Raw genomic sequence first — 15715 nt, forward strand, 5'->3', positions numbered from 1 at the left:
AAAACGCCGGTATTACCCAATCTTTAACCAAAAAAAGGCCCGCCGATTACCGGCGGGCCCTGGTGGCAGTGCGCAACTCCGCTGCTACGCTGGTTATTTCAGCAGCTCGTGCAGCACGGTTTGCATGGAAATGGTTCGGTTACCGGCTTCCTGGATGATGAGCGAGCCCGGCGCATCCAGCACCGCGTCGGATACCTCCACGTTGCGGCGTACTGGTAGGCAGTGCAGGAATTTCGCGCTATCCGTCAGGGCCATGTGCTCGGGCGTGAGCATCCAGGCCGGGTCGTTCTGGAGCACCTGGCCGTAGTCACGGTAGCTGCTCCAGTTCTTAGCCTGCACATAGTCAGCCCCCTCCAGGGCCTTGCGCTGGTCGTACTCAATCCGGGCCCCCTTTGTGAACTTGGGGTCCAGCTCGTAGCCCTCGGGGTGGGTGATGACAAAATCCACCCAGTCGATTTCTGAAAACCAATCACAGAACGAATTGGGCACGCACTGGGGCAGGGCGCGCACGTGGGGGGCCCAGGTCAGTACCACTTTCACGCGCGCCTTTTGCTTGGTCTCGGCCACCGTAATCAGGTCGGCAAACGACTGCAACGGGTGCAGCGTAGCACTTTCCAGGCTGATAACCGGCACCGTGGCGTATTGTAGAATCTTGTTGAAAACCTCTTCACTGTAGTCGGCCTCCTTGTCCTTGAGGGTAGGAAATGTGCGCACGCCCAGCACGTCGCAGTACTGGCTCATCACCGCAATGGCGTCCTTGATGTGCTCCTGGGTGCCGCCGTTCATCACCGCCCCGTCGGCCATTTCCAGCGTCCAGGAGTCGGCTCCCGCGTTCAGCACCCAGGCTTGGGCCCCCAGGTTATAAGCCGCTTTCACCGAGCTAAGTCGGGTGCGCAAGCTGGGGTTGAAAAATATCAGTCCCACGGTTTTATTCTTGCCGATGTGCTGGTATCCGTAAGGGTTAGCCTTTATTTCCAGGGCCTGCTGCAACAGGGCTTTGTAGTCGCCCGCATCGGCAAAGGAGGTGAAGTTTTTCATATGCGTGGATTATTTAAAAAATCAGAACGTCATGCTGGGCTTGTCGAAGCATATCTACCGTTTCATTGCAGTGTCATTAAAACAAAGCGGTAGGGATGCTTAAAAAAGCTCAGCACGACGTTCCTCCTATTATCACTACGATGGCTACATCGCCTTATACTCGTTCCAGCTCTTAATCTTTAAGTCCTTCATTTCCAGTGTGCAGAACGCCTGAATGAATGCCTTCGCCAGTCGCGCATTCGTCAGCAACGGCACCCCAAAATCCACGGCGGTGCGGCGGATTTTGTAGTCGTTATCCAACTCGCCTTTCGACAGGTTTTTGGGGATATTAATTACCAGGTCGATTTTCTTCTCCTTCAAATACGTGAGCACGTTGGGCTCCATATGGTCGTCGGGCCAGAAGAGCAGGCTGCTGGGGATGCCGTTTTCGGCGAAGAAACGGTGCGTGCCTTGCGTGGCGTAAACAGTGTAGCCCTTTTTCACCAGCAGCTCGGTGGGTGCGAGTAGCGCCACTTTGGAGATGATGGGCCCTCCGGAAATCAGCACGGTTTTCTGCGGGATTTTGTAGCCCACGCTCAGCATTGATTTTAGCAGGGCTTCTTCGGCGGTGTCGCCTAGGCAGCCTACTTCGCCGGTGCTCACCATGTCGACGCGCAGCACCGGGTCGGCCCCGGGCAGGCGGGTGAAAGAGAACTGTGGGGCCTTCACGCCCACGAAAGGCAAGTCGTAAATTCGCTCGCTTTCGTCGCGCTCTACGTGTTTGCCGAGCAGCACCTGGGTGGCTTTTTTAATCAGGTTATTGCCCGATATTTTCGACACGAACGGGTAGCTCCGCGACGCGCGGATGTTGCATTCAATCACCCGGATAGTGCCGTTCTTTTCCAGAAACTGGATATTAAACGGCCCGCTGATTTCGTAGCGCTTGGCAATTTTTTCGGCGATAATTTTCAGCTTACGCACCGTGCCTACATATACGCGCTGCGGCGGGTAATACATCGTCGCGTCGCCGGAGTGCACGCCGGCAAACTCGACGTGCTCGGAAATGGCGTAGCTCACAATTGCGCCGTGGTCGGCCACCGCGTCTAGCTCAATTTCCTTGGCTTCCTGGATGAACTCAGACACCACCACTGGGTACTCGGCGCTAACCTCGGCGGCCGTTTTCAGAAACTCTTCCAGTTCGAAGTTATTGGAAACCACGTTCATAGCTGCGCCTGATAGCACGTAGCTCGGCCGGATGAGCACTGGGAAACCGACTTCGCGCACGAATTCTTGCATGGCGGCCAGCGAGGTCAGCTCCTTCCAGCGCGGCTGGGCAATGCCCAGCTCGTCCATGATGCTGCTGAACTTGTGGCGGTTCTCGGCCTCGTCGATGCGGGCCGGAGCCGTACCTAGAATCGGTGCGTTGGCATCGGCCAGGCGAGTAGCGAGGTTATTCGGAATCTGGCCGCCGGTGCTCAGGATGACGCCGCCGGGCTGCTCAAAATCCAGAATGTCCATCACCCGCTCGAAGCTCAGCTCCTCGAAATACAGCCGGTCGCTGACGTCGTAGTCGGTCGAAACGGTTTCGGGGTTGTAGTTGATGATGATGGTTTTGTAGCCTTCCTCGGCGGCCGTTTGCACGGCCTGCACGCCGCACCAGTCAAACTCGACCGATGAGCCAATGCGGTACACGCCCGAGCCCAGCACCACCACCGACTGCGCGGTTTCGCGTTCCAGGTCGTTTTCGGTGCCGTAGTAAGTGGTGTAGAGGTAGTTGGTTTTAGCAGGGAATTCGGCCGCCAGCGTGTCAATCTGCTTCACCACGGGCAGCACGCCCAGGGCCTTGCGGTAGGCACGCACCAACAGCTCGTCGGCCTTCACGTCGCCTTCGCCCAGTAGCTTCACGGCAATCTGCTGGTCCGAGAAACCAGCGCGTTTCACGTCGCGCAGGAGCTTGGTTTCCAGCCCTTGCAGGCCCGCGCTGCGGCCGGCGGCGAGCTGGTTGCTTAGCTCAAAAATCCCGTAGAGGCGCTGCAAAAACCAGTGGTCAATTTTGGTTAGTTGGTGCACTTGCTCCAGCGTGTAGCCGGCCTCGAAGGCGCTGTTGATGGCGAAGATGCGCTCCTCGTTCGGCTCGCTCAAGAGCTGGTCGATGGCGGCGTTGTCCAGCGCGTCCTCGGGGCGGTTGGCCACGAAGCCGCGCTTGCCGGTGTCTAGCATCCGCAGGCCTTTCTGGATGGCTTCTTCGAAGGATTTGCCGATGGCCATGACCTCGCCCACGCTCTTCATCGCGCTGCCAATCTGGCGGTTAACGCCCGCAAACTTGCCTAAATCCCAGCGCGGCAGCTTCACCACCACGTAGTCGAGCGCCGGCTCGAAAAAGGCCGAAGTGGTCTGGGTTACGCTGTTTTTCAGTTCGGCCAGCGAGTAGCCCAGGCTCAGCTTGGCGGCCACGAAGGCCAGCGGGTAGCCCGTGGCTTTGGAGGCCAGCGCCGAGGAGCGCGACAGGCGCGCGTTCACCTCAATCACGCGGTAATCTTCCGAAACGGGGTCCAGCGCGTACTGAATATTGCACTCGCCCACGATGCCTAGGTGCCGGATGGTCTGGATGCCGATGCTGCGTAGCTTGTGGTACTCGCGGTTGCTGAGCGTCTGCGATGGGGCCACTACGATGCTCTCGCCGGTGTGAATTCCGATGGGGTCGAAGTTCTCCATGTTGCAGACCGTGATGCAGTTATCATAGGCATCGCGCACCACTTCGTACTCCACTTCCTTCCAGCCCTTCAGCGATTCTTCCACCAGAATCTGGTCGGACGTAGTGAAGGATTTTTGGGCCAGGGCCCTAAGTTCCTCCAGGTTGTTGGCGAAGCCGCTGCCCAGGCCGCCCAGCGCAAACGCCGCCCGCACGATAATCGGGAAACCGATTTTCTCGCCGGCCGCCAGCGCGTCGTCCATTGTGGTCACGGCCACGCTGCGGGCCGAGAGCACGCCAATCTGCTCCAGCTTCTCCTTGAAAATATCCCGGTCCTCGGTGTCGATAATGCTCTGCACGGGCGTGCCCAGCACCTGCACATTGTACTTCTCAAACACGCCGGCACGGTACAGGGCCACGGCGCAGTTCAGAGCCGTTTGGCCCCCAAAAGCCACCAAAATGCCATCGGGCTGCTCCTTCTTAATGACCTCCTCCACGAAGTAGGGCGTCACGGGCAGGAAGTACACGTCGTCGGCAATGTTGTCCGACGTCTGCACAGTGGCAATGTTGGGGTTGATGAGGATGGTGCGGATGCCTTCCTCCTTCAGCGCCTTGAGGGCCTGCGAGCCGGAATAATCGAACTCCCCGGCTTCGCCAATTTTTAGGGCTCCGGAGCCGAGGATGAGTACTTTGTTGGGTTTGTTCATTAGGTCGTATGTGTTCAAAAGAACGTCATGCTGAGCGGAGCGCAGCGAAGTCGAAGCATCTCTACCGCTTCGTTGGATTTAGTAAATTCAGCCTTACCAAGTTTCTAAATCAATAGCCTGCTAACTCGGATTAAGCGCATTAATTAACGCGTCTTTCTTCCGGCGCATCCACCCTTTTAATTGCTTTTCTCGTGTTATGGCCTGCGTGGCATCGGGGGCTGTTTCAAAGTACACGAGTAAATCAGCCTGATACCGTCCGGTTAATTTGCTGGCATCGCCTCGGTTGCTGCTGTGCTCATGAAGTCGTCGGATGAGGTCGTTGGTAACGCCGATGTAGAGGACGGTTTGGGTTTGATTGGTCAAGACGTACATGCTGAATTAATTATGGCTTGCGAACAAGAGTGAAGTACTCTCTGTAAAAGCGTGGATTTCCGATAGAATCTCTTCGAGAGTATAATCGCAATGTGTCACCTTTCAAGTCGAAGGTTTCGTTATGAAACATTCCGTGCTCTTTTTCAGAGTCTAGTACCAATTTGTTTGGTGACTTGTACCACACGCCTTTATAGGTTCGGGTAGTTTTAGGACTACTGTGATACCAAGTTGAATATGTGAAAGTGGAATCACTGAATAGCGTTACAATAAGATGCGAATGATGTGGACTGCCGCCTTCATATTTTCCCACGACATGCTTGCGGAAAGTCAACATCATCAAAACTGACAAGGCCAATAATTTCATGTTGAAGTTGATGAAGAGCGGACACTATATAATTGACTCTGGGTAACGTATTCAGCGAAGCGGTAGAGATGCTTCGACTCCGCTGCGCTGCGCTCAGCATAACGACAGTTTCTATTCCTTGCTAGCGCTCTTATATTCCACCACCGCTTTCAAAAAGTCATCAAACAGAAACTCCGTATCCTGGGGGCCCCCAGCTGCTTCGGGGTGGAACTGGGTGGAGAAGAACGGCTTGGTTTTGTGCTTGATGCCTTCGCAGGTGCCGTCGTTCAGGTTCTCGAACAGCATGTCCCACTCGGCCGGCAGGGTGGCGGTATCCACCGCGAAGCCGTGGTTTTGGCTGGTGATGTAGCAGTGCTGGGTGCCGGTGAGCTTCACGGGCTGGTTGTGGCTGCGGTGGCCGTATTTCAGCTTGAAGGTGTCGCCGCCCGCCGCCAGGCCCATGAGCTGGCTGCCCAGGCAAATGCCGAAAATCGGCTTGTCCTGTTGCAGCGCTTTTTGGAGGTGCTGGATGGTGGCTTCGCACATTTTGGGGTCGCCGGGGCCGTTGCTTAGGAACAGGCCGTCGTAGTCGAGGGTCGTGAAATCGTAGTCCCAAGGCACGCGAATCAGCTCTACGTCGCGCTCCAGGAAGCAGCGGATGATGTTGGTTTTGGTACCGCAGTCCACGAGCACGATTTTGTGCTGGCCGCTGCCGTAGTGCTGCACGCCAGCCGGGCTCACCTGCGCCACCAGGTTGTCGAGGTTGGGGTCGTGCATTGGCACGTCGGTTTCGGCCACAATTTTGCCCAGCATGGCGCCTTTCTCGCGCAGCTTCTTGGTGAGCATGCGGGTATCGACGCCAAAGATGCCAGGGATGTTGTACTCCTTGAGCCAGTCGCCGAGGCTCTTGGCGGCGTGCCAGTGGCTGTGCTCCTCGGAGTAGTAGCTCACCACCAGCCCGGCAATGTGGATTTTATCGGACTCGAAAATGGTGGAAATCGACTCGTACAGCTCCTCGCCGGGTACGCCATAATTGCCCACCATGGGGGTGGTGAGCACCAGAATCTGGCCGGCGAAGGACGGGTCGGTGAGGTTTTCGGGGTAGCCGGTCATGGCCGTGCTAAACACCACTTCGCCCGCGGCGGAAGTTAGGGCCCCGAAGGATTCGCCCTGGATTTCGGTGCCGTCTTCGAGGATGAGTTTTACTGTTTGGGACATCTAAGTTGTTGCTGTTTTAGAGACGCAAAGTTATTAAGCCGTCATCGTGCAGACCATATTAATATGTGTCGTTTCGGAAAAGGCTGATAAACAAAGAGACGCAAAATATTGCGTCTCTATATCCTATTAATCTAATACCGAGGCTGGTTGAACAGCTTCTGCCGGCTTCCCCGTCAATGTATACAGGGCCCCTAAAAACCGGTCAACCTCCGCCTTCGTGATATTAAGCGGCGGTAGCAGCCGGAGCACCGTGGGGTCGGAGGCGTTGCCTACAAAAATGTGAAATTCCGACAGCAGCTTGTCGCGGATTTCCTTGATGGGAAAATCGTACTTGATGCCCACCATCAGGCCTCGGCCGCGGATTTCCAGGGCCCCGGCGTGGGCCAGTAGCTCGGTGCGGAGGTGGTCGCCCATGGCGGTGGCGTGCGCTAGCAAGTCTTCGTTTTCAATAACTTCAAGCACCGCCAGGGCGGCGGCGCAGGCTAGGTGGTTGCCGCCAAAGGTAGTGCCCAGCAGGCCGTAGGAGGCTTTATACTGGGGCGCAATGAGGATGCCGCCGATGGGGAAGCCGTTGCCCATGCCTTTGGCCACCGAAATAATATCGGGCCGGATGCCGGCATGCTGATGCGCGAAAAACTTGCCGCTGCGGCCGTAGCCGCTCTGTACTTCATCGGCAATCAGCAGCACGTTGTGGGCCCCACAGAGCAGCGACAGGCCCTGCAAGAAATCATCGCAAGGCATGATGATGCCGCCCACGCCCTGAATCGGCTCGATGATGACGGCGCAAACGTCGCCGCCGCGCAGCACTTCGGCCACGGCTTTCAGGTCGTACTCGACGAAGGAAATGGCGTGGCCCGCATTGAAGGGGGCCACAATTTTGGGGTTGTCCGTGGCTGCCACCGCGCCCGAGGTACGGCCGTGAAACCCGCCTTTGAAAGCCACCACGCGCTTTTTGCCGGTGTGGAACGAGGCCAGCTTCAGGGCATTCTCGTTGGCTTCGGCCCCCGAGTTGCACAGGAATAACGCGTAATCCTCGTAGCCCGACACCTGGCCCAGTTTGTGCGCCAACTCCTGCTGAATCGGGATTTTAACCGAGTTCGAGTAGAAGCCAATGTTATTTAATTGCTCCGTCAGGCGCTGCACGTAATGCGGGTGGCTGTGGCCGATGGAAATAACAGCGTGGCCGCCGTAGAAATCCAGGTACTCCTGGCCCTTGTCGTCCCAGAGTTGGGCCCCCAGGGCCCGTACGGGCGTAATATCCACGAGCGGGTAAACGTCGAATAAATTCATGGCTGATTAATTAGGTATTAATTACGCTGGGTCATTTTATTCGAAAGAAAGAACGACTCAGCGTAATTAAAAGAGCGTTGATTTTAGCCGCAGGCCCGTGGTTTCGTCGAGGCCGAACAACAAATTCATGTTTTGCACCGCCTGGCCCGAGGCACCTTTTACCAGGTTATCAATGGCGGAGGTAATGAGCAGCTGGTCGCCGTGCTTGGCCAAGTGCAGGAAGCACTTATTGTTATTAACGGCCTGCTTGAGCTGAATTTCGCGCTCGGAAACCACCGTAAACGGTGCGTCGCGGTAGTACTCTTGGTACAGCTTTTGGGCCCCGGCCAGCGGCAAATCCGACGTGGTGTAGACCGAGGCGAAGATACCCCGCGTGAAATTGCCGCGGTACGGGATGAAGTGAATGGGCCGGCCGAAGCCGGGCTGCAAACCAGTCAGCGTCTCGCCAATTTCGCCCAAGTGCTGGTGCGTGAAGGCTTTGTAGACCGACACGTTGTTGTTACGCCACGAGAAGTTACCCGTGTCGCTCAGGGCCCTACCGGCGCCCGTGCTGCCGGTGAGGGCCGACACGTGCACGGCTTCGGTTAGGGCCCCAGCGGCGGCCAGTGGTAGTAGCGCCAGCTGGATGGCGGTCGCAAAGCAGCCCGGGTTGGCAATGCTGGTCGCGCCCCGGATTTCCTCCCGATTGGCCTCGGGCAAGCCGTACACGAAGTGACGGCCGGCTACGTCGCGGTCGGCGGCGAGGCGGAAATCGTTGCTTAGGTCGATGACGCGCGTAGTTTCCGGCAGCGGGTTTTTCTCTAGGAAAGCCCGTGAGTTGCCGTGGCCCAGGCAGAGGAATACCACGTCTTCCGCGCCCGATAACTCACTGGCAAACACCAGGTCGGTATCGCCCAGCAAATCGTCGTGCACCAGGGCCACGGGGGCCCCGGCGTTGGAGCTGCTCACCACGGCCGCAATTTCCACGTTGGGGTGCGGCAGCAGGATGCGCAGCAGCTCACCGGCCGTGTAGCCGGCCCCGCCCACGATGCCCGCCTTAATTGTTTGCATCGTCGAGGCTGGCGTGAATTTTCAACTGGTTGCCAAAGATTTTGATGAAGCCCTTGGCGTCGCGGGCGTCCCAGGCGTCGTTGGTTTCGCCGTAGGTAGCGGCCTTCGACTGCATCATGTCGTAAGGCGATACAACGCCCAGCAAGTCAAAGCGGTAGGGCTGCAAGCGCACCGTCACTTTGCCCGACACGCGGGCCTGCGACGAAGCCAGGAAGGCCTCCATGTCGCGCATCACCGGGTCGAGGTACTGCGCTTCGTGCAGCAGCGTGCCGTACCAGTTGGCCAGGTTGTCTTTGTGCAGCAGCTGCCAGCGCGAGCAGGTGTGCTTTTCCAGCAAGTGGTGCGCCTTGATGAGCATGAGCGCTGCCGGAGCCTCAAACCCCACACGGCCCTTGATGCCCAGAATCGTGTCGCCCACGTGCGTGTCGCGGCCAATGGCGTAGCTAGCGCCCAGCGCGTTGAGGCGCTGGATCAGCGTGACCGAATCCAGCGTTTCGCCGTTAAGCGCCACGGGCTCGCCTTTTTCAAAGGTGATCTCGATTTGCTGGGCCTCCGTAGCGGTGGGCTGCGACGGGTAGGCGCTGTCGGGCAGGGCCAGGTGCGAAGTCAGCGTTTCGACGCCGCCTACGCTGGTGCCCCAAATGCCCACATTAATGGAGTATTTCGCCTTCTCCCAGCTCATTTCGAAGCCGTTCTTTTGCAAATATTCAATCTCTTCCTGGCGCGAGAGTTTCTTGTCGCGGATGGGGGCAATAATCTCGGTATCGGGCGCAATCACGGCGAAGGCCACGTCGAAACGCACCTGGTCGTTGCCGGCACCGGTGCTGCCGTGCACGATGTAGTCGGCCTTGTTCTGGCGGGCGTACTCGGCAATGGCCAGCGACTGGAACATGCGCTCGGCGCTGACGCTCAGCGGGTAGGTATCGTTCTTCAGCACGTTGCCGAATAGCAGGTAGCGCAGGCAATCGTGGTAGAAACGCTGCGTTACGTCAATCACCTCGTGCTGCACCGAGCCCAGCTCGTAGGCGCGCTTTTCGATGGCCGCCAGCTCCTCGGGCGAGAAACCGCCGGAGTTGACGATGACGGTGTGAACTTCCAAGTCGAGTTCGCGCGACAAATACACGGCGCAGTACGACGTGTCGAGGCCGCCGCTGTAGGCGAGAATGGCTTTTTTCTTCATCATTTAGGAGGCAGAGTCAGTTTCAGGGTCGGAAGCGGGGTCTGGGGCCCCGGGAAAGGCGGGGGCCCCAGGGCGGCAAAATCGGGCACTTGCACCTGCACGAGCTGGTCGGCCGCGTCGTAGAGCATGCCGGTGCAGAGGCACATTTTGCGCTCGTTCTCCATCAGGATGCCGTAGTTCTTGCAGCTTTTGCAGCCCTTCCAGAAGTCTTCGCTTTGGGTTAGCTCGGAGAAGGTGACCGGCTCGTAGCCCAGGTCGGTGTTGATTTTCATCACGGCCAGGCTGGTCGTAATGCCGAAAATCTTGGCCTGCGGGTACTTGGTACGCGAGAGGTTGAACACCGCTTGCTTGATGGCCCGGCCCACGCCATGCTTGCGAATTTCGGTGTTTACCACCAGGCCCGAGTTGACGACAAAGGACTTGTCGTCAAACGTTTCGATGTAGCAAAACCCGGCCAGCTCTCCGTCGACGAAGGCAATGACGCCGTCGCCGCTGGCCATTTTCTGGGCCACGTAGGCCGGTTCGCGCTTGGCGATACCCGTCCCGCGCTGTTTGGCCGACTCGATGTACCACTGGCACAGCGCGTCGGCGTAAATGGCATCTTCTGCCGTTGCAACCCGAATTTCCATTCTGTGAATTGAGAAAAACTTAGGGAGAGATGCGCGGATTCCCGGCAAACGCAGTCCGCGTTCGGTAGTGCCAGGCAAGCCCAAAAATCTATCGGTAAGCGGCGCGGGGCCCGGCCCGGCGCCAAGGAGAGGTGGCCCGGGCGGGCACACCAAGCGGCTGCGGTAGCCGCTAGGGTCGTCGTACCCACGAAGTCCGAACGCACACCGTCGAGCCCCCGGCCATCGCGGCGGCGGCAAACAACGTAGTAGTGGGCAAGGATACGGTCATGGCAGGAGCGAGAAATCGGATGCTAAACGAGCCCCCGAGGCGCAGAGTTCAATTCTGCTGCAAAAGTAAAACCCCCTACTTTTGCGCGCAACCTTTTAGAGAAGTTTTTTGGCAAGCCACTTATTTGCCGGGGTAGAGGCAGCAGCGCCGGGATGCTAGCTTATCCCGAGCTACACACAAGTGAAAGAGCGATTAATTAATTATTAAGGGCAAATGAAGCAATTAAAAATAATTAAGATTGGCGGCGGCATCATCGACGATGCGACGAGTTTGGCGCAGTTTCTACAATTGTTTGCCCGCGTGGAGGGTCCCAAGATTCTGGTGCACGGCGGTGGTAAAGGGGCCAGCGAAATGCTGCGGGCCCTGGGAATTGCGCCGCAGCTAGTGAACGGCCGTCGCATCACCGACGCGGCCACGCTGGAGATTGTGACCATGTTTTACGCCGGCAAAACCAATAAGGCCATTGTGGCCGATTTGCAGCGTAACCGCGTCAACGCTCTGGGAATCAGCGGGGTAGATGGCAACCTGATTCGGGCGGTGAAGCGGCCAGTGCGCGAAATTAATTACGGCTTCGTGGGCGACCTCAAGCCCTCGGGTGTCAACGCCGCGCTGTTGGAAGACTTTCTCGGGTTGGGCCTGACGCCGGTAATTTGCGCAATTACGCACGACGGCCAAGGCCAATTATTAAACACCAACGCCGACACTATTGCCGCCACCGTAGCCATAGCGTTGAGCAAGCAATTTGCGGTCGAGCTGCATTATTGCTTCGAGAAAAACGGTGTATTGCTCGACGTAAACGACGATAATTCGGTCATTGGCACGATTAATTTGGCGAGCTATGCAGAATTAAAAGAAGCCGGAATTATTGCCGAAGGCATGATTCCGAAACTGGATAATTCGTTCGATGCGCTGAGCCAGGGCGTCAGTAAAGTAATTATTGGCCACGCACTGAAAATTGGCGATTCACTCAAAACGGTGCTATGCCTGAACTAGCCGCGCTTACGGAGGCGGCCGTGGCGCTGCTGGAGCAACTAATTGCGACGCCCTCATTTTCGCGGGAAGAAGGGGCCACCGCCACGCTGATTTTTGATTTCCTGACGGTGCACGGGGCCCTGCCGCAGCGCCAGGGCAATAACGTGTGGGCCGTGGCCCCGGGCTACGTGCCCGACCGGCCCACGGTGCTCCTCAACTCGCACCACGACACCGTGAAGCCCGGCGCGGCCTGGACGTATGCGCCGTTCGCAGCCACCTGGGAAGGCGATAAACTGACCGGCCTGGGCAGTAACGACGCGGGCGCTTCGGCGGTGAGTTTGCTGGCGGCGTTCCTGCATTTGAAGGACCAGCCGCGGGCCTATAATTTAATTTGCGCCATCACAGCTGAGGAGGAAATTTCCGGGGCCAACGGCATTGCCAAGCTATTGCCGGAGCTGGGGCCCATCGCCCTCGGCATTGTGGGCGAGCCCACGCAGATGCAGCTGGCCGTGGCCGAAAAAGGGCTGCTGGTGCTCGACTGCCTGGCCCGCGGTAAAACCGGCCACGCGGCCCGCGACGAAGGCGATAATGCTCTGTATAGGGCCCTGGACGATATTGCCTGGCTGCGCCGCAACCAACTGCCGCGCGTGTCGCCCATGCTGGGGCCCGTCAAGACCACGGCCACGCAAATCAATGCCGGGCAGCAGCATAATGTGGTGCCCGACGAGTGCCGCTTCGTGGTGGACGTGCGCACCAACGAGTTGTACGCCAACGCCGAGGTGGTGGAGATTTTGCAGCAAAACCTGCGGTCAGAAATTACGCCCCGCTCGCTGCGCCTGAACTCGTCGCGCATTGCAGCCGACCACCCCATTGTGCAGCGCGGCCGGGCCCTGGGCAAGGAAACCTACGGCTCGCCCACGCTGTCGGACCAGGCCCTGATGCCGTTTGCGACGGTGAAAATAGGGCCCGGCGACAGTGCGCGGTCGCACACGCCGGATGAGTTTATTCTGCGCAGTGAAATAATTAGTGGGGTGCGCGATTACGTAGCGCTGCTGACTGATTTGGAGATTTAATTAATTACAAAGAAGCAAGGATGAAAATCTGGGAAAAAGGCTTTTCGGTTAACGAGAAAATTGAGAAATTTACCGTGGGCCGCGACCGGGAATTGGACATGTACCTGGCATATTACGACGTGCTGGCCTCCCGGGCCCACGCCGATATGCTGGCCGGGGCCGGGTTAATTACCGCCGCGGAGCAGCAGCAACTGGCCCAGGGCCTGGAGGAACTGAAGCAGCAGATTGAGGCCGGCACGTTTGAGATTGAGGCCGAGTTTGAGGACGTGCATTCCAAAATCGAGTCTTATTTGACGGAGAAGTTTGGCGATGCGGGCAAGAAAATTCACACCGCTCGCTCGCGCAACGACCAGGTGCTGACGGATATCCAGCTGTTTATCAAGGATTACACTGAGCAGGCGGCGGCTAAGCTGGTGTCTTTGGCCGAGGTGCTGCTGCAAAAAGCCGCCGCGCACCGCGACGATTTATTACCCGGCTATACGCACTTCCAAGCGGCCATGCCGAGCAGCTTTGGGCTGTGGTTTGGGGCCTACGCCGAGCACTTGCTGCTCGATGTGGCGCTGTTTGAGGCGGCCCACACGGTGGCCGACCAGAACCCGCTGGGCTCGGGTGCGGGCTTCGGCAGCAGCTTCCCCATCAGCCGCGAGCAGACGACGGCGGCGCTGGGTTTTGGCCACGTGGCCGTGAGCGCCGTGGGAGCCCAAATGCTGCGCGGAAAAACTGAGCGCACCGTCGCCTTTGCCATTGCCGGGGCCGCCGCTACCCTGGCCAAAATGGCCTACGATTTAGTGCTCTACAACGGCCAGGACATGGGGTTTGTGAAGCTGCCCAAGGAATTCACGACGGGCTCCAGCATCATGCCGCACAAAAAAAACCCTGATGTATTCGAGTTGGTGCGCGCCCACGCCAACCGCCTCCAGGCCCTGCCCACCGACCTGATTCTGGCCACCAGCAACCTGCCCAGCGGCTACCACCGCGACTTCCAGATTCTTAAAGAAATCCTGTTCGGGCCCCTGCGCCAGTTCCTTGATTTGCTGGACATGCTGCTCTTCGCCGTGCCCGAAATTCAGGTAGTGCCCGGCATCATCGACCAGCCGAAATACGACCCGATTTTCTCGGTTGAAAACATCAATCAGCTCATCCAGAGCGGGGTGCCGTTCCGCGAAGCGTACCGCCAGGTGGGCCAAGCGGTGGAGGATGGCAGCTACCGGGCCCACCGGGAGTTTCGCACCTCGCACCTGGGCAGCGTGCACAACCCGGGGCTGGCCGAAATCAACGCCAAAATACAGCAGCTAAAAGCGCACAGCCGGGTGCTTGGGATGAAGTAAGGATTTGGGGCCGTGCCGTCTTGCAGGGCTTGTAGCCTAAAAAGCGGCGTGGCCCATTTGGCTTGGATCGGTTCTAACCGAATCCATGCGGAACCAGCTCGCCACTTGCCCGTTTACATAAAAATTGTAGTACGGTTGAATGTCATAACCGTGAATCGTGATGTGACGTGGGGTAACGCCTACGATGGGGGCAATGGTCAGCTTTTGGTTTGGCTGCTGGGCTTGGCGGTCGAACAAGGCGTAGCGGCCCTGCCACTGGTGGACGTAGGGAGGAGCATCAATTGCTAATTCCAGCCAAGCGCGGACGCTGGTAAGGGAAACAATTGCCGCGAGAAAAACGGCTATTAGCAAGCGGGCCGGTGGGCTCAGTACCCGGGGAAGGCTGGGCCCTAGCGAGGCCCAGCACACCAGAAGCCAGCCAATTAATAGCCACCACAGCAATACGTTGGTTGCCCGAAGCGGCATGGGCGTGTCCCAGACAAGGGCATAGGGCAAACAGCCCAGGACTACGCCTACAAGCAGGAGCGCTGTGCCGAGGGGCAGCGGCAAAGCCAAGCCGGCTGGCCGGCCAGGCAGCAGGCGCACACCAAGGGGCGCCAGGAGCAGCGGCACCAGTGCAATGCCGTGCAGGCCAGGGGAAGCAAATACCGATCGAACGTTGTTGAGCAGGCGGTGGAAACATTCGGCCGCACTCGCTACTGGCGTGGCATTCACCTGCATCCGAGCGTAATTGCCCGGCGCGCTGAATGCTAGGCCGCTTACTATTAGCAGCAAGCAACCCAGTCCGAACCAAATTCGCGCACTATTCCTCTGTTTGCGAATCAGGCTGCTGGTGAAGCCAATAAACAGCATCCAGCCCAGCAATACTACGGCTAACTCCGTGGCGCCGGCCGTTGCCGCAGTGCCCAGGCTAGCGAGCAGCAACCAAAGATGCCTTCGAGAACGAATTGGGACCCGGTGGGCCTGGTTGACTGCCACAGGAACTACCACGAGCCATAATGCGGGCAATTGGTATACGGCCAGATCAGTGAAATAATAGGCCGCGGAATACACATCGGGTACTACGGCCAGGTACAAGAGGGTAAGGCCCGCGGCCAGCCATGCGGCGGTGGATGCCGTTAGCTTCCCGGTGGTGAGGTGGCGCAGTCCCAGCCACAAACCCCCGATTTTCACAGCAAACCCAAGAAGAACGGGTAAGAACATGCCCCCCAGCCAACGGTAGCTAAGCGGATTCAATCCGATTTGCAGGGCGTTGCAGAAAAAACGTCCCGACCAGGTTTGGTACAAGTGCTGGCAGGCCCCGCCAATGCCGTAAGTCCGGGCCAATACGCCGGCTGAGTAATCGTCAGAATAAGGCAGACTATAAAAGCTCAACCCAAAGAATGGCAGCAATGCTAGAACGAGTCCTGCTTTCAGTAAGAACTGGCGGTATTTTAGGGGAATTGGTATGCGCATCAGTAGCAGGAAGCTGCTTGGGAGGTTCGGAAATTTGTAATTGTTCGGCAGGCGCAGCGCGACGGTCTGACGACTTCCCAAACAACTTCCAAATTTAAACTTCGAGAATGGGCTGGAGGCG

General features: G+C 58.0%; 12 protein-coding genes. 3 read left to right on the top strand and 9 right to left on the bottom strand.

Going from position 1 to position 15715, the window contains the following annotated elements:
* Positions 1-93 precede the first annotated feature (93 nt).
* The 8 genes from BEN49_RS23900 to BEN49_RS23935 form a co-directional block, all read right to left on the bottom strand.
* On the bottom strand, positions 94-1038 hold the full coding sequence (locus BEN49_RS23900) for a Rossmann-fold NAD(P)-binding domain-containing protein (protein ID WP_070747312.1): 945 nt from the start codon (positions 1036-1038) through the stop codon (positions 94-96).
* A gap of 144 nt (positions 1039-1182) precedes the next feature.
* Positions 1183-4416 (bottom strand): carbamoyl-phosphate synthase (glutamine-hydrolyzing) large subunit, encoded by a 3234-nt coding sequence (carB, locus tag BEN49_RS23905; protein ID WP_070747314.1) that lies wholly within the window; start codon positions 4414-4416, stop codon positions 1183-1185.
* 120 nt (positions 4417-4536) lie between these two features.
* Positions 4537-4788, bottom strand: a complete 252-nt coding sequence (locus BEN49_RS23910; RefSeq protein WP_070747315.1) for a GIY-YIG nuclease family protein — start codon at positions 4786-4788, stop codon at positions 4537-4539.
* A gap of 475 nt (positions 4789-5263) precedes the next feature.
* Entirely contained in the window at positions 5264-6349 is a 1086-nt protein-coding gene (gene carA / locus BEN49_RS23915) for a glutamine-hydrolyzing carbamoyl-phosphate synthase small subunit (protein WP_070747317.1), read from the bottom strand.
* 126 nt (positions 6350-6475) lie between these two features.
* Positions 6476-7639, bottom strand: a complete 1164-nt coding sequence (locus BEN49_RS23920) for an aspartate aminotransferase family protein (protein WP_070747319.1) — start codon at positions 7637-7639, stop codon at positions 6476-6478.
* 66 nt (positions 7640-7705) lie between these two features.
* Positions 7706-8689, bottom strand: coding sequence for an N-acetyl-gamma-glutamyl-phosphate reductase (gene argC, locus BEN49_RS23925; RefSeq protein ID WP_070747320.1), 984 nt, complete (start codon positions 8687-8689; stop codon positions 7706-7708).
* Positions 8676-9869 carry an argininosuccinate synthase gene (gene argG / locus BEN49_RS23930; RefSeq protein ID WP_070747325.1) on the bottom strand — a complete coding sequence of 398 codons (1194 nt, stop codon included), beginning with the start codon at positions 9867-9869 and terminating at the stop codon, positions 8676-8678. Before argG ends, argC begins: the two co-directional genes overlap by 14 nt.
* Positions 9869-10498, bottom strand: a complete 630-nt coding sequence (locus BEN49_RS23935; RefSeq protein ID WP_204376197.1) for a GNAT family N-acetyltransferase — start codon at positions 10496-10498, stop codon at positions 9869-9871. The genes argG and BEN49_RS23935 overlap by 1 nt, the downstream gene beginning before the upstream one ends.
* A 481-nt stretch (positions 10499-10979) precedes the next feature.
* On the opposite strand from BEN49_RS23935, the gene argB reads away from it, so the two are divergent.
* The 3 genes from argB to argH are packed head-to-tail and all read left to right on the top strand — an operon-like array spanning position 10980 to position 14139.
* Complete coding sequence (gene argB, locus BEN49_RS23940; RefSeq protein ID WP_070747326.1) at positions 10980-11759, top strand: acetylglutamate kinase; 780 nt, start codon at positions 10980-10982, stop codon at positions 11757-11759.
* The gene (locus BEN49_RS23945; RefSeq protein ID WP_070747327.1) at positions 11747-12811 is read left to right on the top strand and encodes a M20 family metallo-hydrolase; all 1065 of its coding nucleotides are present in this window, start codon (positions 11747-11749) and stop codon (positions 12809-12811) included. Before argB ends, BEN49_RS23945 begins: the two co-directional genes overlap by 13 nt.
* 20 nt (positions 12812-12831) lie before the next feature.
* A complete protein-coding gene (gene argH / locus BEN49_RS23950) occupies positions 12832-14139 on the top strand; it encodes an argininosuccinate lyase (protein ID WP_070747329.1) in 1308 nt (435 codons plus the stop codon).
* Positions 14140-14175: 36 nt separating this feature from the next.
* Here argH and BEN49_RS23955 read toward each other — a convergent pair whose 3' ends face one another.
* Positions 14176-15675, bottom strand: a complete 1500-nt coding sequence (locus BEN49_RS23955) for a hypothetical protein (RefSeq protein WP_070747331.1) — start codon at positions 15673-15675, stop codon at positions 14176-14178.
* Positions 15676-15715 lie beyond the last annotated feature (40 nt).

It is taken from the genome of Hymenobacter coccineus (genome assembly GCF_001816125.1).
GTDB classification, from domain to species: domain Bacteria; phylum Bacteroidota; class Bacteroidia; order Cytophagales; family Hymenobacteraceae; genus Hymenobacter; species Hymenobacter coccineus.

Excerpts from the sequence above, each read along its gene's own strand:
- argB (WP_070747326.1), top strand. The coding sequence starts at position 10,980 with ATGAAGCAATTAAAAATAATTAAGATTGGCGGCGGCATCATCGACGAT.
- BEN49_RS23910 (WP_070747315.1), bottom strand. The coding sequence starts at position 4,788 with ATGTACGTCTTGACCAATCAAACCCAAACCGTCCTCTACATCGGCGTT.
- carB (WP_070747314.1), bottom strand. The coding sequence starts at position 4,416 with ATGAACAAACCCAACAAAGTACTCATCCTCGGCTCCGGAGCCCTAAAA.
- carA (WP_070747317.1), bottom strand. The coding sequence starts at position 6,349 with ATGTCCCAAACAGTAAAACTCATCCTCGAAGACGGCACCGAAATCCAG.
- BEN49_RS23935 (WP_204376197.1), bottom strand. The coding sequence starts at position 10,498 with ATGGAAATTCGGGTTGCAACGGCAGAAGATGCCATTTACGCCGACGCG.
- BEN49_RS23900 (WP_070747312.1), bottom strand. The coding sequence starts at position 1,038 with ATGAAAAACTTCACCTCCTTTGCCGATGCGGGCGACTACAAAGCCCTG.
- argG (WP_070747325.1), bottom strand. The coding sequence starts at position 9,869 with ATGAAGAAAAAAGCCATTCTCGCCTACAGCGGCGGCCTCGACACGTCG.
- argH (WP_070747329.1), top strand. The coding sequence starts at position 12,832 with ATGAAAATCTGGGAAAAAGGCTTTTCGGTTAACGAGAAAATTGAGAAA.
- BEN49_RS23920 (WP_070747319.1), bottom strand. The coding sequence starts at position 7,639 with ATGAATTTATTCGACGTTTACCCGCTCGTGGATATTACGCCCGTACGG.
- BEN49_RS23945 (WP_070747327.1), top strand. The coding sequence starts at position 11,747 with ATGCCTGAACTAGCCGCGCTTACGGAGGCGGCCGTGGCGCTGCTGGAG.
- argC (WP_070747320.1), bottom strand. The coding sequence starts at position 8,689 with ATGCAAACAATTAAGGCGGGCATCGTGGGCGGGGCCGGCTACACGGCC.